The following is a 23,814-nucleotide window of genomic DNA, read 5'->3' as shown; positions in this document are numbered from 1 at the left end:
AATTTTATGGCTAACTACAAATACCCCTTCAAGGACAAGGCCGGAAAGGACGTGGTCGACGCCGATGTCTACTACAGCGCGCTCGGCATGGCCAGCGGCGGCTATTACGTGTTCGGACCGTCGGGCGTACATAGCGGCATTCACTATGAGTCGGCGATGGCCAACCTACTGTCCCTCGACGAGGGCATCGGCGCCATGACCAAAGGCGAGGTGGTCGCCTACCGGATCAATCGCGACTACCCCACCTCCCCCGTAGGGGGCAACGTGCCGACGACCGCCGAATCCACCTCGGCCGCCTTTAGTACCGGCTTTGTTCTGACACGGCATACGTTGGAATACCCGACCGGCAATAAGCTCACGTATTTCTGCTTGGCAATGCACCTGCGTTCGTTTGGCGAATACGAACGCATGGGGAGTGTGGTCAAGCGCCCCGCGTACTGGCCGGCCAAGATCTGTCGCGTCAAAGAAACCGCCAAAGAGAAACAAACTGTACCGAAAGGGGCCACCGATCAGCCGGTCATCGGTTTGAGCGTGCGTGCAAAACCTTCGTTCGCCAAAGACTCGCCCGTCCTTGGCTACCTGCCACACGGTGCTCGCTTCACGGTACTCCAGCGCGACAAACAGTGGGTCAAGATTAAGCGCGTGATCGAGAAAGCGATCGTGCCGCCATCGACCGCGCAGACGGAGGTGCCTGCCACCGCGCATAGCGGATGGGTCTCGATGAGCTGGCTGGAAGCACTAGGCCAGGCGCCGGAGGACTTTGATGTTGTGGTTACGCCAGCGAGCCCGCCGGCGGTCAAAGCTGGCGAACTATTGGGCCACATGGGTGAGTACCGGCGAGTACAGGATCCGGGGCAGAGCCGCAAGCTGATGCACCACGAGATCATCGTCGGCCCGGAACTGCGCGCGTTTCTGGAAAAGAGTCGCGCTGCTGCGGCAAAGGCCACGCCTCAGCAGAAAACGCTGCTGCGGGTGGCGCCAGATACCCAGTTGCATAACCCGGTACTCGCACCACCGCAGGCTGGTTTGTTGCCGGTGAATACCATTGTCGCGCTGGATGGTACGCCGCCTGACGATGCGCTGTACGTCAAGGTCAAGCCTATGGGGGCGATGCAGTGGATCGACCGCAAAGCCAAGTTGCCGACGGGTGCCAAGGAGGCCAATCTGTTCCGTCTCAACGATGGGGCCGTGTACGCGGCAGCGGAAATTGTTCGCGTGCCGCGGCAGGGGACGGTCGGTCAACCTGGAGCTACGCGCTTCCGCGGGGTTTTCGTCGAGGCTATTAGTCAGACGCCCGTTTGGATCACCAAAGACACGTACGCCACGCTGGTCGGTATCCAAGGACGTAAATTGCTGACGGCCGATCTGCCGCAAGGGTGGGGAAGTTTTCCACTGACGTTCGCAGCCAACGGCCCCAAGAACGGTGTGCAGCCGCAGCATGTGTCGCGGCTCATGATGCAGCAATCGAGACCGGACAGACAAATCCCCACGGAACTACCCAAGGTGTTTGCCCTGGATGAAGCGGGTAACGGCTGGTGGCAGGTGCAACTGAAAACCAGTGGCACCACCGCCATCGGCTGGGTAGGCGAAGTGGGCCATGCTGGTGTTTCCCTGCACTCGCCGCATGAGTGGGTGGACTTCAAACTGATTGAGTCCAAGCCAACCACGGCCGCCTACGGCAGCTATTTTGCCGACTTCAAGCAGATGGAGGAGTTTCAGCGCGGGCGATTGGGATTGAAGGACGCCGATCTCGACGTGCCGCTGCGCGAAGTGCGAGCGCTGCTCGATGCCGATCACGACGGTCAGCTCACCTTGGCCGAAGTGAAGGCAGCTCAACGCGATCACGACACCATCCGCCAACTATCGCGTGTGATCCTGCGCTATCCGAGTGAGTGGAAGGCAGACAAGAAGGCGTGGGATGCCTACGATGCGCTGATTCCCCCGTCATCTAAGACGGCTTGGGAGGCGGAGAAAGCGCGTATCACACAATTAGTGTGGTGGGATGCGGTCGCTGGGAAAATTAAGGACTTTCCGGTCGATCCGTTTGTGTTCCATATTCACCCCGTTGGACAATTGAATAATTTTCTTGATGGTAGTATTTCCATTGAGGAGGCGCGTGTTAGAGCATTTCTTCGAACAGTAAGATACAGTGAGGGCACAGGGGGGCGCAGGATATGAGAGGCTTTTTGGCGGTAAATCGTTCATAAAGGACTTTGGTAAGTCATTTGCTGATCATCCGAGGATATTAATTAAAGATTCGGGATACAGTTCTACTGCCGCTGGCGCTTATCAGGTCATGGGTTACACATGGGATGATCCCCCGTCGATAAAGTGGCGAGAGCGATTTTATGTGAGCGATTTCTCGCCCGTCTCGCAGGATAGGTATTGCGTAGTTATTCTAAAAATGAAAAGAAAGGCGCTTGATTTCATAAAGAATGGAGACCTTTCGAAGGCTGTTTTTCAGGCAAATTGCAAGCTGGAGTGGGCAAGTTTTCCAGGGGCTCCGTATGATCAAGGAGGAGTAAGCTGGGAAGAATTGAATGCAAAATTCACCACGTTCGTTCGTGATGAGCTTGCCGGAAAATCCGATCTGGCAGCGAGTCGAGGTGCACTAGATGATCTTATTGATTGATAAGAGGTGCATCTTGCGGCGCATTTTATTCATCATATTTATTGTTGCTCAGAATTTCTACGTTTCGACTTCCAGTGCTCAAAATGAAATTCCAACATTCTCGAAGTATCGGGCGGATGTGTATCGTGGTTCACTACAGATTCCGTCCTTTGCTAGAAGGGACGAGGGGTTGTGGCGAGATAATTATGGGAAGCTGATAGGTCAGCCCGATGTGAATGCAGGCGGTCGATTTTATATTGCCAGACATAGCTGCGGCGCGGAGTGTCGATACTTTACACTTTCTGATCTTTCGAGTGGACGGGAATCAACGGCGCTCGCAGAGTTTTCTAACAATGGCATTGAGCCAATGAAGGATGCGCAGGGGCGGACTACCGTCATTGATCTATATAGTCGTCCAGACAGTTTTCTGATTCAAGTTAAATATCACGCTGAATCTCAGGATGATAGTCAAGAGATTTGTAACGAAAGGTATTTTGTTTTGAGCAACGATGGTGCGAAGGTTCGGGCGATAACATCGATGATGCATGGTTGCACAATCATGAAATGACCTGTTCTTGGTGCCGAGTGAACGAGAGAAGAATACGGAAGGTGTCGGTGGTGAGGGTTTTCAGTTTTATCGTATGTGGTTGTCTTGTTCTGATTGCAAATTGTGCTTTAGCAGTCGCGTTGGATGAGTCAACGAACTTTCCTGGCGGTTCTGTTCAGATCAAGGTGCGATGCCAGGAATCTGACAGCGGCGTGAATTGCGGAATCTACGCGTCCGGAGCTGTCGGTGAGAAGAAGATCATCGATCACCCTAGTGCACCAACGAATATATCAATGAATTCCGGGGTTTTTGTTATTGACCTTCATTGCGGAACGCAGTGTTCGGCAACCTACTTCTATAGCGAGAGGAAAGGGCTGGGTGGTCCGTTCCCCTTCGTCGAAGCCTATGACGTGGATCGTGGCGTTGTTTTGCTCAGCAAACGGAATCCTCTTCCTATGTACGCCATGTTCTCAAAGCAATCTCGAGTCGTTAGGGAGGTTGCGTTGGATATACCCAAAGGGTTGGATGCTTTTGTTGCCGTTAAAGAGGCTGTAGTCGAAGATCACCGATTTGTGATTACTTATACCGATCGTCTTGGGAACGTCATGACGATTCGCCGACAGGTACCCATCCCGAAGGGTAGGCTGACGCGGTAAATGACTTGCGCGTCAAGCTTTCGTTGAGTTTGTACACGACCTCGTGGAAAGCAAAATTTCATGGGGGGCTCAGGTCGTTGTATTGGCTAATGGTGATGAATTTGGCGGGTATCAATAATATATTATGTCCCTAAATGGGCGATTGAGGTTGAGGGGGCTCTGTGTAGAATTCGGAGGGTGGTGTTTTATTACATGTCCGATGATTTTGTAAATTTAAAAACTCTCGAAATCTATATTTAAACGAGATGCCGAAAATTTAAATCAATGGTGGTGCTACATGAGTGCGACTTGCAGAGAAATTTCACAGCGAATGCAATCATTGAGGCCCAATCAACCCGTAGTCCCTGACATCTGCTTTTCAGATGTCCAACCCGCCTGTTGGAGCGCGATATGAAGGGATGGCGATATTTGGCCTTGCTGTTGGCAAGCTCGGCAGTCTTGCAGGTAAATGCAACACCGACTGACGACGGTAGTTGCCGTAATGGCAATTTTCCCTTGGCGAATAACACATTTTCCCTGGCCAGGGTAACGGCCAAGCCCAACGTGTACTTGCTCAAGGATACGGATGGGTGCCCGTTGAAGGGCGAAGCCGTGTGCCGACAGCGGGCCTATGTCATTGAACGCGATACGCTGATTGTCGGTCGCTCAAAGGGCGGCTATCGATGTGTTTTCTATCCCAATAAAGCGGGGGGAAGCGCTGGCTGGGTCATAGCCGACGGGTTGCGACTACTGCCGACGGCAACGGTTGTACCTTTGCGGACTTGGGCTGGGCGGTGGCGGCGCGGTGACGATACGCTGCAGTTGATCCCCAACGGAGATGGCACCGTGACCGTGAACGGTGACGCCTATTGGCCCAGCGCCAACCCTGATCCTCAGACGCGCCCCAGTGGTCCCAACCTCGGAAGTGTTACGGCTCGCAATGCCCCGGAGGGCAATCGCTTAGAAGTTAGCGAAAACTCGGGCACGCATGAAAACGAACACGCCTGCAAGGTCACTGCGCGGCTGCTCGGTGATCTGCTCGTAGTGGCGGACAACCGCAACTGCGGGGGAAACAACGTCAGCTTTACCGGGGTTTATCGTAAATCCCGCTGAGTGACGGCCAGGTTGAGACGGTAAAGAAGGTTATTTGTGATGAGCTTCGGTGATGCCGAGAATTTGTTGCGAATCAGGATGTGTTCATGAAGAACAAGACGGCGGCTCTGCAAATATATTTCATTATGATTGTTTCGCCGTTTATATTTTATTCCCCGTCATCTGCATCTGAGAGGTGTGTTTATAGCGATCTGAAGGAGGTTCGCATAGAAACAACGGTGAGTACTGTGTCGACGGTGGAGGTTGAGTATTGCGGTGGCGATGATGGTGGGCGCGTCTTTGTTGGTATGCTTACCGGGAAAAATAAGCAAGGCTATAATTTTTCCATTGACAATCGGGCTTATTCTATAAGCATCGATTCTGATATTGAATTAAAAAATGGTGGTGGGCGCGGCCTTGGGGTAGCAAATGGTAGGGGAAGGTCGGGGGATGGTATGTGGTATTGGGTTTTTGATCAGAAGAAAAAGTTGTACCAATACATTGGTGAGGCGCCAAGGCTTTATCGTTCTAAGGCAAAATGCGGTGAAATATTTTCAATCGAAAGTGGCAGTGGGGACGTGCAATCGGTGCGTTATAGCTATCAGGTAAAAAACGATAGATTGATCCTCGTTAGTGCTATGGGCTTCATTCCTGTCGATGACGTATATGAAATATCTTTAATGACCTGCACACCTGACTCCCGTTGTGATGAGGTTGACAGACTAAAAGATGTCTCCCCGGAGAAAGCGCAGAGGTACATGAATGGGACAGAGGATTGCGACCAAGAACGAGGCCCAGGAAACTAACCTGACCTAGTTCTTGAGTTCAGGTTGATCGAACCCAAGCCAACCACGGCCGCCAGCCCATCCTGAAGGCCAGGCCGGCCTCGGATGCCGGAGGCAGCTCCGCCGTGGATAAGCAAGTTTCTCGCAAGCAGAATCGAGCCGCGAGCGCGACGCATTCGAGCAGCAGGACTTCTACGCGCAGACGGGCCTGCTGACCGGTCACGCCGTGCAGCACCAATTCATCGGAAGAATCCACCCATCCGTCCGAATCCCCGGACGAATATTTTCCGGAAATCCGGAATCCCGGATTTCCTTGCCTGCCGCATTATGAGAAATACAATGAAAACAACGGCTTGAGGGGTTCCGGAAACCTGGCATCGACCTTGCAATATAAAGCGCACGGCCGTCCCCCGGCCCGACTATTAAACCAAGGAGACAATCGATGACCAATGCCTTCCTCCCCTGTCGGATGTCCTGAGGCATCGCTTGTTGCGGCACGGCAGCCGCGCAGGCGAATGGCCCAGGGGGGCATTGCCCCCCTTCAGCGTCATCTTTCTGCGCGCGTGACGCCGTTTCCACCGGCTCATCTACTTCAGCAGGAACCATCGTGAAGAAGAAACCCTTCTACAAAGTGCTCTATGTGCAAGTGATCTTCGCCATCATCGTCGGCGTGATCCTCGGCCACTACTACCCGGCGCTCGCCACCGACATGAAGCCGCTCGGCGACGGCTTCATCAAGCTGATCAAGATGGTGATCGGTCCGATCATCTTCTGTACGGTCGTCACCGGCATCGCCGGCATGGAGGACATGAAGAAGGTGGGCCGCGTCGGCGGCAAGGCGCTGCTGTACTTCGAGATCGTGTCGACCTTCGCGCTGCTGCTGGGCCTCGCGGCCACGCACATCCTGCGTCCGGGCGTCGGCTTCAACATCGATCCGGCGACGCTCGACGGCAAGGCCGTCGCGTCGTACGCGGCGAAGGCGCACGGGCAGTCGACGGTCGACTTCCTGATGCACATCATCCCGAACACGATGGTCGATGCGTTCGCGCAGGGCGAAATCCTGCAGATCCTGCTGATCGCATTGCTGTTCGGCAGCGTGCTCGCACACCTCGGCGAGCGCGGCAAGGTCGTCACCGACTTCATCGACGGGCTCACGCGCGTGCTGTTCGGCATCGTGCACATCGTCACGAAGCTGGCCCCGATCGGTGCGTTCGGCGCGATGGCGTTCACGATCGGCAAGTACGGCGTCGGCTCGCTGGTGCCGCTGCTCAAGCTGATCGGCACGTTCTACCTGACGTCGGTCGTGTTCGTGCTCGTCGTGCTCGGCGCGATCGCGCGCTTCACGGGTTTCTCGATCATCCGCTTCGTGTCCTACATCAAGGAAGAGCTGCTGATCGTGCTCGGCACGAGCTCGTCGGAAGCCGCGCTGCCGCAGCTGATGGAAAAGCTCGAGAAGGCTGGCTGCTCGCGTTCGGTCGTCGGCCTCGTCGTGCCGACCGGCTATTCGTTCAACCTCGACGGCACCAACATCTACATGACGATGGCCGTGCTGTTCATCGCCCAGGCGACCAACATCGAACTGACGTGGATGCAGCAGCTCACGCTGCTGGCCGTTGCGATGCTGACGTCGAAGGGCGCGAGCGGCGTGACGGGCGCGGGCTTCATCACGCTCGCCGCGACGCTGGCCGTCGTGCCGACGATCCCGCTGTCGGGCATGGTGCTGATCCTCGGCATCGACCGCTTCATGAGCGAATGCCGTGCGCTGACCAACATCGTCGGCAACGGCGTCGCGACGGTCGTCGTGTCGGCATGGGAGAAGGAGCTCGACCGCAACAAGCTGCGCCAGGCACTGAAGGGCGGCGGCGAAGTCACGCCGACCGAGACGGCCGGCGTCTGACGTCATGAAGGAGCAGGCGGCGGCGCCGTCCGCCGGCAGCGCGGCACGCGGCGATCGGCGCGGGGATGCGGAGGCCTATGACACAATAGGCGATCCGCATCGCCAGGAAGCCACGACCGTGACGCGCCGCCTGTTCATCCTCGTCGTGCTTGCCGCCGCGCTCGTCGCGGCGTGCGCGCTGACGTGGACGATCACCTGGCGGCGCGGCGTCGCCGAGCTGCAGCGCAATGCCGCGGTGCGCGTCGACCGCACCACCAACGCGCTCAAGAGCACGCTCGATCGCTACGAATCGCTGCCTTATCTGCTCGGCAGCCATCCGTACGTGCAGGACCTGCTCGCCGAGCCGAAGCGCGGCGATTACACCGCGCGCGTCAACCGCTATCTCGAAGATCTCAACGAACACGCGCACGCGACCGTCACCTATGTGATCGGCGCGGACGGCCTGTGCGTCGCCGCCAGCAACTGGCGCGCGCCCGACAGCTTCGTCGGGATCGAATACCGCTTCCGCCCGTATTTCGTCGATGCGATGAACGGCCAGGTCGGCCGCTTCTTCGGGATCGGCACGATCTCGCGCGACCCCGGCTACTACATCTCGCAGCCCGTGTGGCGCGACGGCAAGATCGCGGGTGTCGTCGTCGTGAAGCTCAACCTCGAATGGTTCCAGGGCGCCGATGCGTCCGAGCCGCTCGTCGTCGCGGACGATCACGGCGTCGTGTTCCTGTCGTCGGTGCCCGCATGGAAGTACCACACGCTGCGTCCGCTCACGGGCCCCGTTGCCGCGTCGATCTACGAGACGCGCCAGTACGCGCAGCAACCGGTCACGCCGCTGCCGCTGCGCATCGAGCAGACGCTCGGCGCCGATGCGGAGATCGTGCGCCTCGGCCCGGGCCGGCGCGCGCCGCGCTTCCTCGCCAGCAAGCGCCGGATCGGCGAGCCCGACTGGCTGCTTGTCACGCTCGCGCCGATCGCGCCCGTCGACACCGATGCGCGCAACGCGACGATCGTTACGGGCTTCGGCTTCGTGTCGGTCGCGCTGCTCGCGTTCTACTGGCGGATGCGCCGCGCGCGCGTGCGCGAAATGATCCGCGGCCGCGCACTGCTGCAGCAGGCGTACGCGGAGTTGAACCGGCGCGTCGAGGAGCGTACGGCCGACCTGTCGGAAGCGAACGAGCAGTTGCAGAAGGAAGTCGGAGACCGGATCCACGCGGAGCAGGAGCTGCGCGCCGCGCACGACGAACTGATCCAGGCGAGCAAACTCGCCGCGCTCGGCCAGATGGCGGCCGGCATCACGCATGAACTGAACCAGCCGCTCGCGGCGCTGCGCAGCTTCTCGGACAACACGCGCGTGTTGCTCGACCGGGGCGAGCAGGCGGCCGCGCGCGAGAACCTCGAGGCGATCGCGGCGCTCACCGAGCGGATGGGCAAGATCACGAACCAGCTGAAGTTGTTCGTCGGTCGCGCGAAGCCGCGCAACGAGCGTGCGCTCGTCGTGCGCGCGCTGCGCAGCGTGCTGTCGCTGCTCGGCGAGCGCCTGGGCGGCGTCGCGCTCACGCTGACGCTGCAGGATGCAACCGTGTCGCCCGCGCACGATGAGCCGCTCGACCTCGCGCGCGACTATCCGGCGCTCGTTGCGCGCTGCGAGGATTTGCGCCTCGAACAGGTGCTGATCAACCTGCTCGGCAACGCGCTCGACGCGGTGGCCGGCGTCGCGGCGCCGGCGATCGAAGTGACGATCGCGGTGTCGGCCGCGACGCTCGCGGTCGAAGTGCGCGACAACGGCTCCGGCATTGCCCCCGACCTGTTGCCGCGCCTGTTCGAACCGTTCTTCACGACGAAGGAAATGGGGCGCGGGCTCGGGCTCGGCCTCGCCATCTCGTCGTCGATCGCGAGCGACGCGGGCGGCGCGCTGACCGCGCGCAATGCGCCGTCGGGCGGTGCGCTGTTCGTCTTGACGCTGCGGCGCGCACGCACGCATCATCCGGACTCCGTATCCGAGCCGGCGGGTTCGCCAGGGCCTGTTCACGCGGATGGCGGGCTTGCGAACGAGCCTTTCCGCTCGCAGTGCAAGGAGTGAGGGGCGTTGTTTGGCCGAGCCAAACGCCCCGAAGGAAGTCCCCTTGGGGGACAAGCGACGAACGACGCCGCAATGCGGGCGGAAAGGCTCGTTCCGCTGTTTGGAAAGCGTCGTTCGTGGGGCTGTCCGCCAGAAGGGCCGATCGCTGCGTCATACTCCTCGCGAATACGTCGAGTGTTCGCTTCGTCGTATTCCTTGCGCTCGGCCCTTCCGGTGGACAGCGCAAGCCCGTTATTGGCGTGAACCGGCCCCAGACCCGTCGCAGGCCCGGCCGGTGCACGACCGGCATCAACGCAGCCGCGCGCGAGACCGCCGCGCGGCTTGTCAGGAGCAAGTGAGTACGATGGCCAACCGGCTGCAAGTGATCTATATCGAAGACGATGCGCTCGTTCGCCGGGCGAGCGTGCAGAGCCTTCAACTGGCGGGCTTCGACGTCGCCGGCTTCGAGTCGGCCGAAGCGGCCGAGAAGGCGATCGTCGCGGACACCGCCGGCGCGATCGTCAGCGACATCCGGCTGCCCGGCGCGAGCGGGCTCGACGTGCTCGCGCAGTGCCGCGAGCGCGTGCCCGACGTGCCGGTGATTCTCGTCACCGGTCACGGCGACATCTCGATGGCCGTGCAGGCGATGCGCGACGGCGCGTACGATTTCATCGAAAAACCGTTCGCGGCCGAGCGCCTGATCGAGACGGTGCGCCGCGCGCTCGAGCGCCGCGAGCTGGTGCTCGAGAACCACGCGCTGCGGCGCGAGCTGGCCGGGCAGAACGTCGTCGCACCGCGCATCATCGGCCGCAGCCCCGCGATCGAGCAGGTGCGCAAGCTGATCGCGAACGTCGCGCCGACCGATGCGTCGGTGCTGATCAACGGCGACACGGGCGCCGGCAAGGAACTGATCGCGCGCAGCCTGCACGAGCTGTCGCCGCGCCGCGACAAGCCGTTTATCGCGGTGAATTGCGGCGCGCTGCCCGAGCCGATGTTCGAATCGGAAATGTTCGGCTACGAGCCCGGCGCATTCACGGGCGCCGCGAAGCGGCGCGTCGGCAAGCTCGAATACGCGTCCGGCGGCACGCTGTTCCTCGATGAAATCGAAAGCATGCCGCTCGCGCTGCAGGTGAAGCTGCTGCGCGTGCTGCAGGACGGCGTGCTGGAGCGGCTCGGCTCGAATCAGCCGATCCGCGTGAACTGCCGCGTCGTCGCGGCCGCGAAGGGCGACATGAGCGAGCTCGTCGCGGCCGGCACGTTCCGGCGCGACCTGCTGTACCGGCTCAACGTCGTGACGATCGCGCTGCCGCCGCTCGCCGAACGCCGCGAGGACATCGTGCCGCTGTTCGAGCACTTCATGCTCGATGCGGCCGTGCGCTACGGGCGGCCCGCGCCGGTGCTGACCGACCGGCAGCGTGCGAGCCTGATGCAGCGCGACTGGCCCGGCAACGTGCGCGAGCTGCACAACGCGGCCGACCGCTTCGTGCTCGGCGTGGCCGACATGCCGCAGGAAACGGGCGCGGGCGGCGACGACGCGGACAACGACCAGACGCTGAAGGAGCGCATCGAGCAGTTCGAACGCGCGGTGATCGCCGAGGCGCTGAACCAGACGGGCGGGGCGGTTGCCGCGACGGCCGACCGGCTGCACGTCGGCAAGGCGACGCTGTACGAGAAGATGAAACGCTACGGGCTGTCGGCGAAAGGCGAAACCGAGCGCTGAAAAGCAAACGGACCGTAGAACCGGGTTGTCCGGTCGTACGGTCCGTTGGTGCGGGAAGGGCGCGGCGGGCGGCCCTTCGAGCCGGATCTGGCGGCGCTCAGGCCGCGTTGCCGTCGAGCGCCTTCTTGAGCAGTGCGTCGAGTTCCGCGAACTGCGGCGCGCCGACATAGCGCTTCAGGATCTTGCCGTCCTTGTCGACGACGAAGGTCGTCGGCGTGAGCTGCACGTTGCCGAACTGCTTCGCGACGCTGCCGTCGTCGAGCGCGACCTTGAACGGCAGCTGGCGCGTCTGCGCATAGTTCGCGACGTACATCGGCGGATCGTAGTTCATCGCGACTGCGACGAATTCCAGACCCTGACCCTTGAAGCGATTGTAGGTATCGACCATCTGCGGCATTTCCTGCATGCAGGTCGCGCAGCTCGTCGCCCAGAAGTTCACGAGATAGACCTTGCCCTTCAGGTCGCCGGCGGTCGAGACCTTCTGGCCCGACAGCAGCGTGAACGTCGCGTCCGGCACGCTGGACTTGCCGTTGAACGCGAAGAAGCCGGCGACGGCGATGGCCGCGACGACGGCAGCCGCGACGATGTAGCGGACGGGGCCGGCACTGCGGCGGGCGGGAGGCGTGGTGTTCATCTGGTGCTCTCGGAGTCGGTCGATGACGCGGGTCGATGCAAAGGACGTCGAAATTCGGCGCTTATTTTAGCGCGAATGCGGCGCGCGCACCGGCGGCCACCACGCATCCCGGTTTTCAGGTTCGGCGGATAATGCCCGTTTTTGCCTGCCGCGATCCACGCCATGCCGAAGGAAGTCATCGATTCGTTGCGCCCCCTTTTTCGCCCGCTGCGACACTTCGCCGCGCTCGCTTGCGTGAGCGCCACGCTGGTGGCGTGCTCGCCGTCGTTCGACTGGCGCACGTTGCACAACGACGCCGGCTACACGATCGACCTGCCGGCGAAGCCGACCGTCGAGGAGCAGCCGGTGGCGATCGGCGGCACGACGATGCCGATGCGGATGCAGGCCGCGCACGTCGACGGCGCGGTGTTCGCGGTCGGCACGCTGACGCTGCCCGACGACCGCGACGACACACGCCGCGCCGCGCTCGAATTCCTGCGCGCCGGGCTGTCGCGCAACCTCGAAGGCGCGCCGCAGACGGCGTCGGTGCCGGTGCCGCTCGCGGCCGGCGGCGCGGTGAACGGGCTCGAGCTGCGCATCGCCGGGGCGGCCGCCGGCGGCGATCGCGCACGCAAGACGATCGTCGCGCGGCTCGCCGCGCGCGGCCGGCACGCGTACCAGGCCGTCGTGATCGCCGACGGGCCGCTCGCGCAGGAGCAGCTCGACCAGTTTTTCGGCTCGTTCAAACTCGATTGATCACGGCCGGCGACGGCGCTCGGACATACTGTGACAATTGAAAGTTCATTCGCAGCTTTCGACGCTAGTGACCGGATTTTGCGAGGTTTTTTCGGCTATCCACAGCGCATGTGGATAACTTTGTTGAAAAGTTGTCCGGATTTCCCGCTGAGCCATGCCGGACGGCCTTCCGGCCCGTTTGGCCGCTCGCTCGCCGTTTGAGAAAAATCAATGAAAACAAAGGGATGCGGATTCCGTCGCGCAAAGGCCCCGGCGTGTCGCGATCCGGGGCCGGATTCGCGAAATTGTGCATAAGTCAAGTCTTGACAGCCGGATTTTGTCCTCCGAGGGCGCTCAGAGCGCCGTGAGCGCGCGCCGGTAGCGGATCGCTTCGGCGATCTGCGCGGCCGTCGGCAGCGGGTCGCCGGCCAGGTCGGCGATCGTCCGCGCCACTTTCAGCACGCGGAAATACGCACGCGCCGACCAGCCGAAACGCTCGCCGGCCTCGCGCAACAACCGCTCGCCTTCGTCGGTCGGCCGGCACAGGTCGTCGGTCTCGCGGCCGCTCAGCATGTGATTCGTCTTGCCCTGCCGGCCGAGCTGCAGCGCGCGCGCCTGCGCGACGCGTGCGGCCACCGCCGCGCTCGGCTCGCCGGGCGCCGTCGTGCGCGACGCGAGTTCGGCCGGCGACAGCGCGGGCAGGTCGATCTGGATGTCGATGCGATCGAGCAGCGGCCCCGACAGCTTGCGCAGATAGCGCGCGGCGACGTCCGGCGAGCAGCGGCAGCGCCCGGACGGATCGCCGTGCCAGCCGCACGGGCACGGATTCATCGCGGCGATCAGCTGGCACGCGGCCGGGAAATCGGCCTGCTGGGCCGCGCGCGCGATCGTGATGCGGCCGGCTTCCAGCGGCTCGCGCAGCATTTCCAGCACGTGCCGGTCGAATTCCGGCAGCTCGTCGAGAAACAGGACGCCGAGGTGCGCGAGCGTGATTTCACCCGGCTGCGGCGGGTTGCGGCCGCCGACCAGCGCGGCGGCGCTCGACGAGTGATGCGGCGAACGGAACGGCCGCCGGCGCCACTGCGCGGGCGAGAAGCCGAGGCGGCTCGCGGACAGGAGCGCCGCCGAAGTCAACGCCTCGTCGTCGGTCAGTGGCGGCAGGAGGCCAGCCAGCCGCGCGGCCAGCATCGACTTGCCGGCTCCCGGCGGCCCGACCATCAGCATGTGATGACCGCCCGCGGCGGCGACTTCGAGCGCGCGCCGGGCGCCGCGCTGGCCGACCACCTCGGCGAGGTCGGGTGCCGCCGGCGCCGGCAGGCCGTCGAGGCACGGCGCCGCGACCGGCGTGAGCCGCCCGTCCGGCGCATCGGCGAGGTGCGCGCACAGCGCGGGCAGGTCGCGCGCCCCGAACACGGTCACGCCCGGTACGAGCGCGGCCTCGGCAGCACTGTCGAACGGCAGGTATAGCTCGGGCGCGCGTGATGCCGCCGCGGAACCCGGCATCGCGACGGCCTTCGGGCCCGAGCCGAATTCCGATCCGGTTTCCCCTGCACGCCAGTCCCGCGCGGCGCCGCACGCCATTGCGAACGCGCCGCGCATCGGCCGCAGCGCGCCCGTCAGCGACAGCTCGCCCGCGAATTCGCGGCCGGCCAGCGCGTCGGCCGGAATCTGGCCGTTCGCGGCAAGGATGCCGAGCGCGATCGGCAAATCGAACCGGCCCGATTCCTTCGGCAGGTCGGCCGGCGCGAGGTTGACGGTGATCCGGCGCACCGGGAATTCGAATCCGCAGTTCTGCAGCGCGGCGCGCACGCGCTCGCGGCTTTCGCGGACTTCGAGATCGGGCAGGCCGACGATCGAGAACGAGGGCAGCCCGTTGGCGAGATGGACTTCGACGGTAACGTCCGGCGCGCGGCCGGAGGCGGGTGCGCGACTGCGCACCACGGCAAGCGACATGGCGAGGCTCCTGCATGACAGACGGACGACGGCCGTTCGGGGCCGCATGCCGCGGGAATCGGAGAAATCGGTGCGCGCGTGCCGGCGTGGCGCGGGGAAAGAACGAAGGACTGCGGAACGACGAACTGCGAAGAGCGATGGACTGCGAAGAGCGATGGACGGCGAAGAGCGATGGACGGCGAAGAGCGATGGACGGCGAAGAGCGGGGGGCTGCGAAGAACGACGGACTACGGGGAGCGGCGGAACACCTTCGGGGCGGCGGGCGCGGGCTGCACGAGGCGGCCCGCGCCCGGACCTTGGGCCGGGCGGCGCGTCAGGCTTGCGGCGCGGCGAGCTTCTGCTCGAGTTCCGCGACGCGCTTTTCGAGTTCCTCGAGGCGCACGCGGGTGCGGGCGAGCACCTGGGCCTGCGTGTCGAATTCCTCGCGCGTGACGAGATCGAGCTTCGAGAAGCCTTGCGACAGCATGGCCTTCACGTTGCGCTCGACGTCCTTGGCCGGCGAGTTTTTCAGCAGGTCGCTGACGCGCGACTGCAGATCGTTGAAAACGTCGCTGGGTTGCTTCATGTGATTCCCCTTCCTTGCACAAAAAATGTGCATCTTCAGTTGCGTACGTGCCCATGATGCACGCATGACCGGAAATGGTGCGCCGGGGGCGCGAATTCCGGGCATGGCGCCCGCATGGGTGAATGGCCCGGCAATCCGGGACGTGCGTGCACTCTAGCAACGTTCCTTTCGCCGCGCCAGCAAACCGGGCCACGTTGGCCATTCGGCCGGGCTTCTGCACCTTACATCACGGGATGCGACCCCGTTCCGGAGCCATTCGACACGGGTCTCGGGCCAACATGGCATGCGAGTTGCTGAGAAGAGTCCGTTACAACATTCCAACCAATTCGACGGGACAACCCAGCGAGAGGACTTCATGAAACTCATTACCGCAATCATCAAGCCGTTCAAGCTCGATGAGACGCGCGAGGCGCTGTCGGCGCTTGGCGTCTCGGGCATCACGGTGACGGAGGTGAAAGGGTTCGGGCGCCAGAAAGGGCACACCGAGCTGTACCGCGGCGCCGAATACGTGGTCGATTTCCTGCCGAAGATGAAGATCGAGGCGGCCGTGTCCGACGATCTCGTCGACCAGGCGGTGGAAGCGATCGAGCGGGCCGCGCGCACCGGCAAGATCGGCGACGGCAAGATCTTCGTGACGCAGATTGAGCAGGTGATCCGGATTCGCACCGGGGAGACCGGCGCTGACGCGCTGTAACAGAACAGACAAGACAAGCGACAAGAGGAAACCCAAGATGCGCAAACTTCTGATGTCCCTGCTGATGGCCGGCTCGCTGATCGCGGCCGGCGTCGGCCCCGCGCTCGCCGACGACGCGGCGTCCGCCGCGGCTGCGTCCGCGCCCGCCGCCACCGCTTCCGACGCCTCGGCTGCCGCCGCTCCGGCTGCATCGGCGCCGGCCGCCACCGCCGCATCCGCCGCTGCTGCCGCACCGGCTTCGGGCGCCGCCGACGCTTCGGCCGCCGCCTCCGCGCCGGCCGCACCGGCCGCACCGGCTGCGCCGACCGAGCCGTTCTCGGTCGATTCGTCGAAGATCAGCGCGGGCGACACCGCGTGGATGCTGACGTCGACCGCGCTCGTGCTGTTCATGACGATCCCCGGCCTCGCGCTGTTCTACGCGGGCATGGTCCGCAAGAAGAACGTGCTCGCGACGGTGATGCAGAGCTTCGCGATCACCGCGGTGATCACGGTGCTGTGGACGGTGGTCGGCTACAGCCTCGCGTTCACGCCCGGCAACGGCTTCATCGGCGGCCTGTCGCGCGCGTTCCTGCACGGGATGACGTACGTGAAGGGTGACAAGGCGACGACGCTGACGGTCAGCCATCTCGCGACGACGATTCCGGAATCGGTCTACTTCGTCTACCAGATGACGTTCGCGATCATCACGCCGGCCCTGATCTGCGGCGCGTTCGCCGACCGGATGAAGTTCTCGGCGATGCTCGTGTTCATGACGCTCTGGTCGCTGATCGTCTATGTGCCGATCGCGCACATGGTGTGGGAGCCGACCGGCTGGCTGTCGTCGGACGGCGTGCTCGATTTCGCGGGCGGCACCGTCGTGCACATCAACGCCGGTATCGCTGGCCTCGTGTCGTGCCTGATGCTCGGCAAGCGCGTCGGCTTCGGCCGTGAATCGATGGCGCCGCACAACCTCGTGCTGACGATGATCGGCGGCTCGATGCTGTGGGTCGGCTGGTTCGGCTTCAACGCGGGTTCCGCGGTCGCGGCCGACGGCCGCGCCGGTTTCGCGATGCTGACGACGCAAGTCGCGACGGCCTGCGCGGCGCTCGGCTGGATGTTTGCCGAATGGCTCACGCACGGCAAGCCGTCGGTGCTCGGCATCGTGTCGGGCGCGGTCGCGGGTCTCGTCGCGATCACGCCGGCCGCCGGCTTCGTCGGCGTGACGGGCGCACTCGTGATCGGCATCGCTGCCGGCGTCGTGTGCTTCTGGTCGGCGACGTGGCTCAAGTCGAAGCTCGGCTACGACGATTCGCTCGATGCGTTCGGCGTGCACGGCGTGGGCGGGATTCTCGGTGCGCTGCTGACAGGCGTATTCGCGGTCAAGGACATCGGCGGCGCCGACGGCAGCCTGCTGCTGCAGGCGAAGGGCGTGCTGATCACGCTGGTCTACAGCGGCGTGCTGAGCTTCGTGCTGCTGAAACTGATCGACCTGACGATCGGCCTGCGCGTGTCCGAAGAGGAAGAGCGCGAAGGCCTCGACGTGGTCCTGCACGGCGAGCACGTCGAATAAGTCATAAGGATGAACGGCGGGCCGCCGCGCAGACGGCGCCCGTCACGAATGAGCGCAGCGACTTCGGCCCGCCCCACCCGGCGGGCTTTTTTTCTCCTGCCATCCACTGCCGGAGCGCATAACCCTGCGCGCTATCGGGTCAATAGCCGAAATCTTCCTCGAAACCCTTGCGAAGCCGGGAACAATCCCCAAATGGGCAGGGCAATTGCTCTACAATCTTCATTCTCCCGCTCGCGAGTGATTCATGGTTCCCCACCTCGTTACCGCGTTGAACGGTCCGCTGCTCGAACTCGAGCAGAAGATCCTCGACGCGACGCCTGCGATCGAACGCTGGTTCAGGCTCGAATGGCAGGAACACACCCCGCCGTTCTATTGTTCGGTGGACCTGCGCAACGCCGGCTTCAAGCTGGCCCCCGTCGACGCGAACCTGTTTCCCGGCGCATTCAACAATCTGCCGTCCGAAGTGCTGCCGCTTGCCGTGCAGGCCGCGATGGCCGCGATCGAGAAGATCTGCCCGGACGCGAAGAACCTGCTCGTGATTCCCGAGCTGCCGACCCGCAACGCGTTCTACCTCGAAAACGTCGCGCGCCTCGCGACGATCATGCGCCAGGCCGGCCTGAACGTGCGCTTCGGCTCGCTCGACCCGAGCATCACCGACATGACGCCGATCACGCTGGCCGACGGCCAGAAGATCGTGCTCGAACCGCTCGAGCGTTCGCAGCGCCGCCTCGGCCTGAAGAATTTCGATCCGTGCTCGATCCTGCTGAACAACGACCTGTCGGCCGGCATTCCGGCCGTGCTGGAAAACCTGCACGAGCAGTACCTGCTGCCGCCGCTGCACGCGGGCTGGGCCGTGCGCCGCAAGTCGACGCACTTCTCGTGCTACGACGACGTCGCGAAGAAGTTCGCGAAGATGGTCGGCGTCGATCCGTGGATGGTGAATCCGTATTTCGCGCACGTGGAAGGCGTCGACTGGCAGGCGCATGAAGGCGAGCAGGCGCTCGCCGACGCAATCGACGGCGTGCTGAAGAAGATCGCGCGCAAGTATCGCGAATACGGGATCAGCGAGAAGCCGTACGTCGTCGTGAAGGCCGACGCGGGCACCGCAGGGCGCGGCGTGATGACCGTGCACGATGCGGCCGAGATCGGCCGCATGACGAAGGCCGAGCGCGCGCAGATGGCCGAGTCGAAGGCCGGCCTCGCGGTGCGCGACGTGATCGTGCAGGAGGGCGTCTACACGTTCGAGCGCGTCGGCGACGAAGTCGCGGAGCCGGTCGTGTACATGATCGACCGCTACGTGGTCGGCGGTTTCTACCGCACGCACGGCGGCCGCGAGCGCGACCAGAACCTGAACGCGCCCGGCATGCACTACGTGCCGCTCGGCTTCGAGCACACCGCGCTGCCGGATGCCGGCGCGAAGCCGGGTGCCGCGCCGCCGAACCGTTTCTACATGTACGGCGTTGTCGCGCGGCTGTCGCTGATCGCGTCGTCGATCGAACTGGAAAAGACCGATCCCGAAGCCATCCAGGTGTAACGGACCTTCGCTACGTACAGGACCCGCATGGACATTCTCTTTATCGCCGACCCGCTCGAGCGCTTCAAGATCTACAAGGATTCGACCTACGCGATGATGGCCGAGGCCGCGCGCCGCGGGCATGCGGTGTACGCGTGCGAGCCGAACCACCTCGCGTGGACGGGCACCTCGGTCGAGGCCGACGTGCGGCGCATCACGTTCGTCGGCGAGCTGGACGACCTGCATCGCGAGACGTGGTTCGAAGCGGGCCCGGTCGACGCGCGCCGCCTCGAATCGTTCGGCGCGGTGCTGATGCGCAAGGATCCGCCGTTCGACATGGAGTACGTGACGTCGACCTGGCTGCTCGAGCTGGCCGAGCGCGCGGGCGCCCGCGTGTTCAACAAGGCGCAGTCGATCCGCGACCATTCGGAGAAGCTCGCGATCGGCGAGTTTCCGCAGTTCGTCGCGCCGACACTGGTCACGCGCGACGCGAAACGGCTGCGCGCGTTCCACGCCGAGCATGGCGACGTGATCCTGAAGCCGCTCGACGGGATGGGCGGGATGGGCGTGTTCCGCGTGAAGCCGGACGGCATGAACCTCGGTTCGATCGTCGAGATGCTGAGCCACGACGGCACGCGCTCCGTGATGGCGCAGAAGTTCATCCCCGAGATCAAGGCCGGCGACAAGCGCATCCTGCTGATCGGCGGCGAGCCGGTGCCGTATTCGCTCGCGCGGATTCCGCAGGGCAGCGAGGTGCGCGGCAATCTGGCGGCCGGCGGCCTGGGTGTCGCGCAGCCGCTGACGGCCCGCGATCGCGAGATCGCCGACACGCTCGGCCCGGTGCTCGCGTCGCGCGGGCTGCTGCTGGTCGGCCTCGATGCGATCGGCGACTGGCTGACCGAGGTGAACGTCACGAGTCCGACGTGCTTCCGCGAGATCATGGAGCAAACGGGCTTCGACGTCGCCGCGATGTTCATCGACGCGCTGGAGCGTGCGGCCGCATAGGCCGCATCCCGCGCAACCCCGGCGGCGGCCGCGCAGGTCCCCCGTCGCCGGAGCAGCTTGACCGGCCTGCTACAATGCCCGCTGCCCGGTGCCGTGATCGGCGCACCGAAGGCCCGGCGGTCGGGCCGATACTGTTGCAAGGCTGAACATGAAACGTTTCCCACACTCGCTACGCTCATTGCCCCGCCGCGGGGTATCGGCCCGCCAGGGGCGGCCGGGAGCGATCTGACATGGCCGGGATCCTGATCATCGCGCACGCTCCGCTCGCCACCGCGCTGCGGGACTGCATCGCGCACATCTACGGCGGCGTGCCCGCCCGCATCGGCTGTATCGACGTGATGGCGGACAACGATCCGGCCCAGGTGATGGCGTTCGCGCACGCGGAACTCGCGCGGCTCAAGGAAGAGAACGGCGTGATCGTGCTGACCGACATGTACGGCGCGACGCCCGCGAACATCGCCGGCCAGCTCGCGAAAATCGACAACGTGCGCGTGCTGGCGGGCGTGAACCTGCCGATGCTCGTACGGGCCGTCTGCTACCGCACCGTGCCGCTCGACAAGCTGGTCGACAAGGCGCTGTCCGGCGGCGCGAAGGGCGTCCACGAGGTGTCGTCCGGCACGCCGCCGCCGCCGACGGAAACCGGCTGCGGCCAGTGCGCGCCGATTCCGCCCGAACCGCAGCCGCGCACCGAATCGCACTGATTGCCCGTTTTCCGTTTTAGACAGCACCGCCGACGCGCGCCGCCGGCGGCCCCGACCGACCCGACCGAGAATCATGCTTCAACAAGAAACCACCATCGTCAATAAATTGGGGCTCCATGCGCGCGCATCGGCCAAGCTTACGCAACTGGCCGGCAACTTCCAGTCGGAAGTCTGGATGACGCGCAACGGGCGCAAGATCAATGCGAAGAGCATCATGGGCGTGATGATGCTGGCGGCCGGCATCGGCAGCACCGTGACGATCGAGACCGAAGGGACCGACGAGCAGGAGGCGATGGACGCGCTGCTGAAGCTGATCGCCGACAAGTTCGGCGAAGGACAGTGATCGCCACGCGGGATCGTTGCCGTTTCCAGTCAGAATGCCGCGGATTTCGCGGCATTTTTTTCGTCGGAAGCATTGATGCGGAATGCGCAATGCTGCGGTGCATGCAGTCAGCGGGGAGTCGCGGAATTTATAATCGCTAACCGGGGTCATAAGCGCATCGCAGCAGTGTGCCGCGGCTTTACTTGTACAGAGGAGGTGCGCGTGTCCTTCACGCTGCATGGCATTCCCGTCTCACGTGGTATCGCGATCGGGCGAGCGTATCTGATCGCGCCGGCGGCGCTCGACGTCGCCCATTACCTGGTCGAGGCCAACCAGATCGACGCCGAGGTCGAGCGATTCCGCACGGCGCTCGACGTCGTGCATCACGAACTCGAAGCGCTGCGCGCCGACCTGACCGACGACACCCCGAGCGAAGTCGGCGCATTCATCGACGTTCACGCGATGATCCTGAGCGACGAAATGCTCGTCCAGGAAACCATCGACCTGATCCGCGCGCGCCGCTACAACGTCGAATGGGCGCTGACCGAGCAGCTCGAACTGCTCACGCGCCACTTCGACGACATCGAGGACGAATACCTGCGCGAGCGCAAGGCCGACATCGAGCAGGTGGTCGAGCGCGTGCTGAAGGCGCTCGCCGGCGCGCCGTCCGCGTCGCAGGCACTCGACCGCGCGGCCAAGAACGGCACGAACGAGATGATCGTCGTCGCGCACGACATCGCGCCGGCCGACATGATGCAGTTCAAGACGCAGTCGTTCCAGGCGTTCGTCACCGATCTCGGCGGGCGCACGTCGCACACCGCGATCGTCGCGCGCAGCCTCGGCATTCCGGCCGCGGTCGGCGTGCAGCACGCGAGCGCGCTGATCCGCCAGGACGATCTGATCATCGTCGACGGCGACCAGGGCATCGTGATCGTCGATCCTGCGCCGATCGTCCTCGAGGAATATTCGTACCGCCAGTCCGAGAAGCAGCTGGAGCAACGCAAGCTGCAGCGTCTCAAGTTCTCGCCGACGCAAACGTTGTGCGGCACCAAGATCGAGCTGTACGCGAACATCGAGCTGCCCGACGACGCGAAGGCGGCCGTCGAGGCCGGCGCGGTCGGCGTCGGCCTGTTCCGCTCCGAGTTCCTGTTCATGCATCAGAAGGAGATGCCGGAAGAGGAGGAGCAGTTCGCCGCGTACAAGCGTGCCGTCGAGTGGATGAAGGGCATGCCGGTGACGATCCGCACGATCGACGTCGGCGCGGACAAGCCGCTCGAGGCGCTCGACGAAGGCTATGAAACGGCGCCGAACCCGGCGCTCGGCCTGCGTGCGATCCGCTGGAGCCTGTCCGAGCCGCAGATGTTCCTCACGCAGCTGCGCGCGATCCTGCGCGCGTCCGCGTTCGGCCAGGTGAAGATCCTGATCCCGATGCTCGCGCACGCGCAGGAGATCGACCAGACGCTCGACCTGATCCGCGAGGCGAAGCGCCAGCTCGACGACGCGGGGCTCGCCTACGATCCGAACGTGCGCATCGGCGCGATGATCGAGATTCCGGCCGCGGCGATCGCGCTGCCGCTGTTCCTGAAGCGGTTCGATTTCCTGTCGATCGGCACGAACGACCTGATCCAGTACACGCTCGCGATCGACCGCGCCGACAACGCGGTCGCGCACCTGTACGACCCGCTGCATCCGGCCGTGCTGCACCTGATTGCCTATACGCTGCGCGAAGCGAAACGCGCGGGCGTGTCGGTGTCGGTGTGCGGGGAGATGGCCGGCGATCCGGCGCTCACGCGTCTGTTGCTCGGGATGGGGCTCACCGAGTTCTCGATGCACCCGAGCCAGCTGCTCGTCGTGAAACAGGAGATCCTGCGCGCGCATCTGAAGGCGCTCGAGAAGCCGACGGCCGACGTGCTGGCCGCGTTCGAACCCGAAGAAGTGCAGGCGGCGCTGCAGCGGTTGTCGGTCGCCGAGCCGCGTGCGGATGCGGCTGCGTAGGCGTTCAAGCCGCCGCTAACTGTAGTGAAGTGTCACGCGTGCGCCGCCCGGCGCATGCCCGCCGCGCGTCAGTGCCGGCCCCCGCACACGGGGCAGTCGGCCTGGCGCGCGATTTTCATCGTGGTCCATTCCATCCGCAGCGAATCGAGCATCATCAGCCGCCCGTTGAGCGTCTTGCCGATGCCACCGATCACGCGCAGCGCTTCGGCCGCCTGCATCGCGCCGATGATGCCGACCGTCGGGGCGAACACGCCCATCGTCGCGCATGCGACTTCCTCGAACGGCTGGTCTTCCGGGAACACGCACGCATAGCAGGGCGCGGCCGGATCGCGGAAGTCGAACGTGCTGATCTGGCCGTCGAAACGCAGCGCGGCGCCCGACACGAGCGGCACGCCGTGCGCGACGCACGCGCGGTTGATCGCGTGGCGCGTCGCGAAGTTGTCGGTGCAGTCGAGCACGACGGTCGCGCGCGGCACGTGCGCATCGAGCCAGGCATCGTCGACGCGCTCCGCGACCGCATGCACCGTCACGCCGGGATTCAGTTGCGCGAGCGCGTCGCGCCCCGATTCGACCTTGCTGCGGCCGACCGATGCCGTCACGTGCAGGATTTGCCGCTGCAGGTTCGTGAGGTCGACCGTGTCGGCATCGACGAGCGTGATCGTGCCGACGCCCGAGGCCGCGAGGTACATCGCGGCGGGCGAGCCGAGGCCGCCCGCGCCGACGACGATCGCATGCGCATCGAGAAAGCGCTGCTGCGCCTCGATGCCGATTTCGTCGACGAGGATGTGTCGGGAGTAGCGCAGGAGTTGATCGTCGTTCATGGGGAGTC

Annotated in this window: 21 protein-coding genes; 17 read left to right on the top strand and 4 right to left on the bottom strand. The window is 63.9% G+C overall.

The genetic code is table 11. The features are described 5' to 3' along the window. The first annotated feature begins 6 nt into the window (after nucleotides 1-6). From ACWMMN_RS15295 to ACWMMN_RS15255, 9 genes are all read left to right on the top strand, one after another. Nucleotides 7-2,178: a hypothetical protein gene (locus tag ACWMMN_RS15295; protein WP_486422820.1), complete on the top strand. Its 2,172-nt coding sequence runs from the start codon at nucleotides 7-9 to the stop codon at nucleotides 2,176-2,178. Then, nucleotides 2,150-2,632, top strand: a complete 483-nt coding sequence (locus ACWMMN_RS15290; RefSeq protein WP_486422819.1) for a hypothetical protein — start codon at nucleotides 2,150-2,152, stop codon at nucleotides 2,630-2,632. The genes ACWMMN_RS15295 and ACWMMN_RS15290 overlap by 29 nt, the downstream gene beginning before the upstream one ends. After that, on the top strand, nucleotides 2,616-3,179 hold the full coding sequence (locus ACWMMN_RS15285) for a hypothetical protein (RefSeq protein ID WP_486422818.1): 564 nt from the start codon (nucleotides 2,616-2,618) through the stop codon (nucleotides 3,177-3,179). Before ACWMMN_RS15290 ends, ACWMMN_RS15285 begins: the two co-directional genes overlap by 17 nt. 47 nt (nucleotides 3,180-3,226) lie before the next feature. After that, nucleotides 3,227-3,814, top strand: coding sequence for a hypothetical protein (locus tag ACWMMN_RS15280; protein WP_155627109.1), 588 nt, complete (start codon nucleotides 3,227-3,229; stop codon nucleotides 3,812-3,814). 390 nt (nucleotides 3,815-4,204) lie between these two features. Beyond that, nucleotides 4,205-4,906, top strand: a complete 702-nt coding sequence (locus tag ACWMMN_RS15275) for a hypothetical protein (RefSeq protein ID WP_081051787.1) — start codon at nucleotides 4,205-4,207, stop codon at nucleotides 4,904-4,906. Nucleotides 4,907-4,992: 86 nt separating this feature from the next. After that, entirely contained in the window at nucleotides 4,993-5,691 is a 699-nt protein-coding gene (locus ACWMMN_RS15270; RefSeq protein WP_486422817.1) for a hypothetical protein, read from the top strand. Between the two features lie 586 nt (nucleotides 5,692-6,277). Beyond that, complete coding sequence (locus ACWMMN_RS15265) at nucleotides 6,278-7,567, top strand: dicarboxylate/amino acid:cation symporter (protein WP_059233107.1); 1,290 nt, start codon at nucleotides 6,278-6,280, stop codon at nucleotides 7,565-7,567. A 4-nt stretch (nucleotides 7,568-7,571) separates the two neighbouring features. Next, the gene (locus ACWMMN_RS15260) at nucleotides 7,572-9,641 is read left to right on the top strand and encodes a sensor histidine kinase (RefSeq protein WP_226196439.1); all 2,070 of its coding nucleotides are present in this window, start codon (nucleotides 7,572-7,574) and stop codon (nucleotides 9,639-9,641) included. 343 nt (nucleotides 9,642-9,984) lie between these two features. After that, the gene (locus ACWMMN_RS15255) at nucleotides 9,985-11,340 is read left to right on the top strand and encodes a sigma-54-dependent transcriptional regulator (protein WP_059233108.1); all 1,356 of its coding nucleotides are present in this window, start codon (nucleotides 9,985-9,987) and stop codon (nucleotides 11,338-11,340) included. A 97-nt stretch (nucleotides 11,341-11,437) separates the two neighbouring features. Here the strand turns inward: ACWMMN_RS15255 and ACWMMN_RS15250 are convergent, their stop codons facing one another. After that, nucleotides 11,438-11,974, bottom strand: coding sequence for a peroxiredoxin family protein (locus ACWMMN_RS15250; RefSeq protein ID WP_174994451.1), 537 nt, complete (start codon nucleotides 11,972-11,974; stop codon nucleotides 11,438-11,440). A 162-nt stretch (nucleotides 11,975-12,136) separates the two neighbouring features. Here ACWMMN_RS15250 and ACWMMN_RS15245 point away from each other — a divergent pair, with 162 nt between their 5' ends. Further along, complete coding sequence (locus ACWMMN_RS15245) at nucleotides 12,137-12,709, top strand: hypothetical protein (protein ID WP_059233110.1); 573 nt, start codon at nucleotides 12,137-12,139, stop codon at nucleotides 12,707-12,709. Between the two features lie 333 nt (nucleotides 12,710-13,042). Here ACWMMN_RS15245 and ACWMMN_RS15240 read toward each other — a convergent pair whose 3' ends face one another. Next, entirely contained in the window at nucleotides 13,043-14,641 is a 1,599-nt protein-coding gene (locus ACWMMN_RS15240; protein ID WP_486422816.1) for a YifB family Mg chelatase-like AAA ATPase, read from the bottom strand. A 313-nt stretch (nucleotides 14,642-14,954) separates the two neighbouring features. Beyond that, entirely contained in the window at nucleotides 14,955-15,206 is a 252-nt protein-coding gene (locus ACWMMN_RS15235; protein ID WP_006489451.1) for an accessory factor UbiK family protein, read from the bottom strand. Between the two features lie 355 nt (nucleotides 15,207-15,561). Here ACWMMN_RS15235 and ACWMMN_RS15230 point away from each other — a divergent pair, with 355 nt between their 5' ends. From ACWMMN_RS15230 to ptsP, 7 genes are all read left to right on the top strand, one after another. Continuing rightward, nucleotides 15,562-15,900, top strand: a complete 339-nt coding sequence (locus ACWMMN_RS15230) for a P-II family nitrogen regulator (protein WP_038711752.1) — start codon at nucleotides 15,562-15,564, stop codon at nucleotides 15,898-15,900. A gap of 37 nt (nucleotides 15,901-15,937) precedes the next feature. Then, the gene (locus tag ACWMMN_RS15225) at nucleotides 15,938-17,449 is read left to right on the top strand and encodes an ammonium transporter (RefSeq protein WP_486422815.1); all 1,512 of its coding nucleotides are present in this window, start codon (nucleotides 15,938-15,940) and stop codon (nucleotides 17,447-17,449) included. Nucleotides 17,450-17,693: 244 nt separating this feature from the next. After that, the gene (gene gshA, locus ACWMMN_RS15220; RefSeq protein ID WP_006477713.1) at nucleotides 17,694-18,983 is read left to right on the top strand and encodes a glutamate--cysteine ligase; all 1,290 of its coding nucleotides are present in this window, start codon (nucleotides 17,694-17,696) and stop codon (nucleotides 18,981-18,983) included. 27 nt (nucleotides 18,984-19,010) lie between these two features. After that, entirely contained in the window at nucleotides 19,011-19,967 is a 957-nt protein-coding gene (gene gshB / locus ACWMMN_RS15215; RefSeq protein ID WP_059233113.1) for a glutathione synthase, read from the top strand. A gap of 230 nt (nucleotides 19,968-20,197) precedes the next feature. Beyond that, entirely contained in the window at nucleotides 20,198-20,668 is a 471-nt protein-coding gene (locus ACWMMN_RS15210) for a PTS sugar transporter subunit IIA (RefSeq protein WP_059233114.1), read from the top strand. Between the two features lie 73 nt (nucleotides 20,669-20,741). Further along, the gene (locus ACWMMN_RS15205) at nucleotides 20,742-21,011 is read left to right on the top strand and encodes an HPr family phosphocarrier protein (protein WP_486422814.1); all 270 of its coding nucleotides are present in this window, start codon (nucleotides 20,742-20,744) and stop codon (nucleotides 21,009-21,011) included. A gap of 201 nt (nucleotides 21,012-21,212) precedes the next feature. Then, on the top strand, nucleotides 21,213-22,985 hold the full coding sequence (gene ptsP / locus ACWMMN_RS15200) for a phosphoenolpyruvate--protein phosphotransferase (RefSeq protein ID WP_059236597.1): 1,773 nt from the start codon (nucleotides 21,213-21,215) through the stop codon (nucleotides 22,983-22,985). Nucleotides 22,986-23,053: 68 nt separating this feature from the next. On the opposite strand, the gene ACWMMN_RS15195 is transcribed toward ptsP, so the two are convergent. Further along, nucleotides 23,054-23,806, bottom strand: coding sequence for a HesA/MoeB/ThiF family protein (locus ACWMMN_RS15195; protein ID WP_059233116.1), 753 nt, complete (start codon nucleotides 23,804-23,806; stop codon nucleotides 23,054-23,056). Nucleotides 23,807-23,814 lie beyond the last annotated feature (8 nt).

This window comes from Burkholderia cepacia complex sp. TUM26381 (assembly GCF_057439935.1).
Note: the sequence above shows the minus strand (reverse complement) of the source record. Positions and strands in the feature narration are given on the sequence as shown.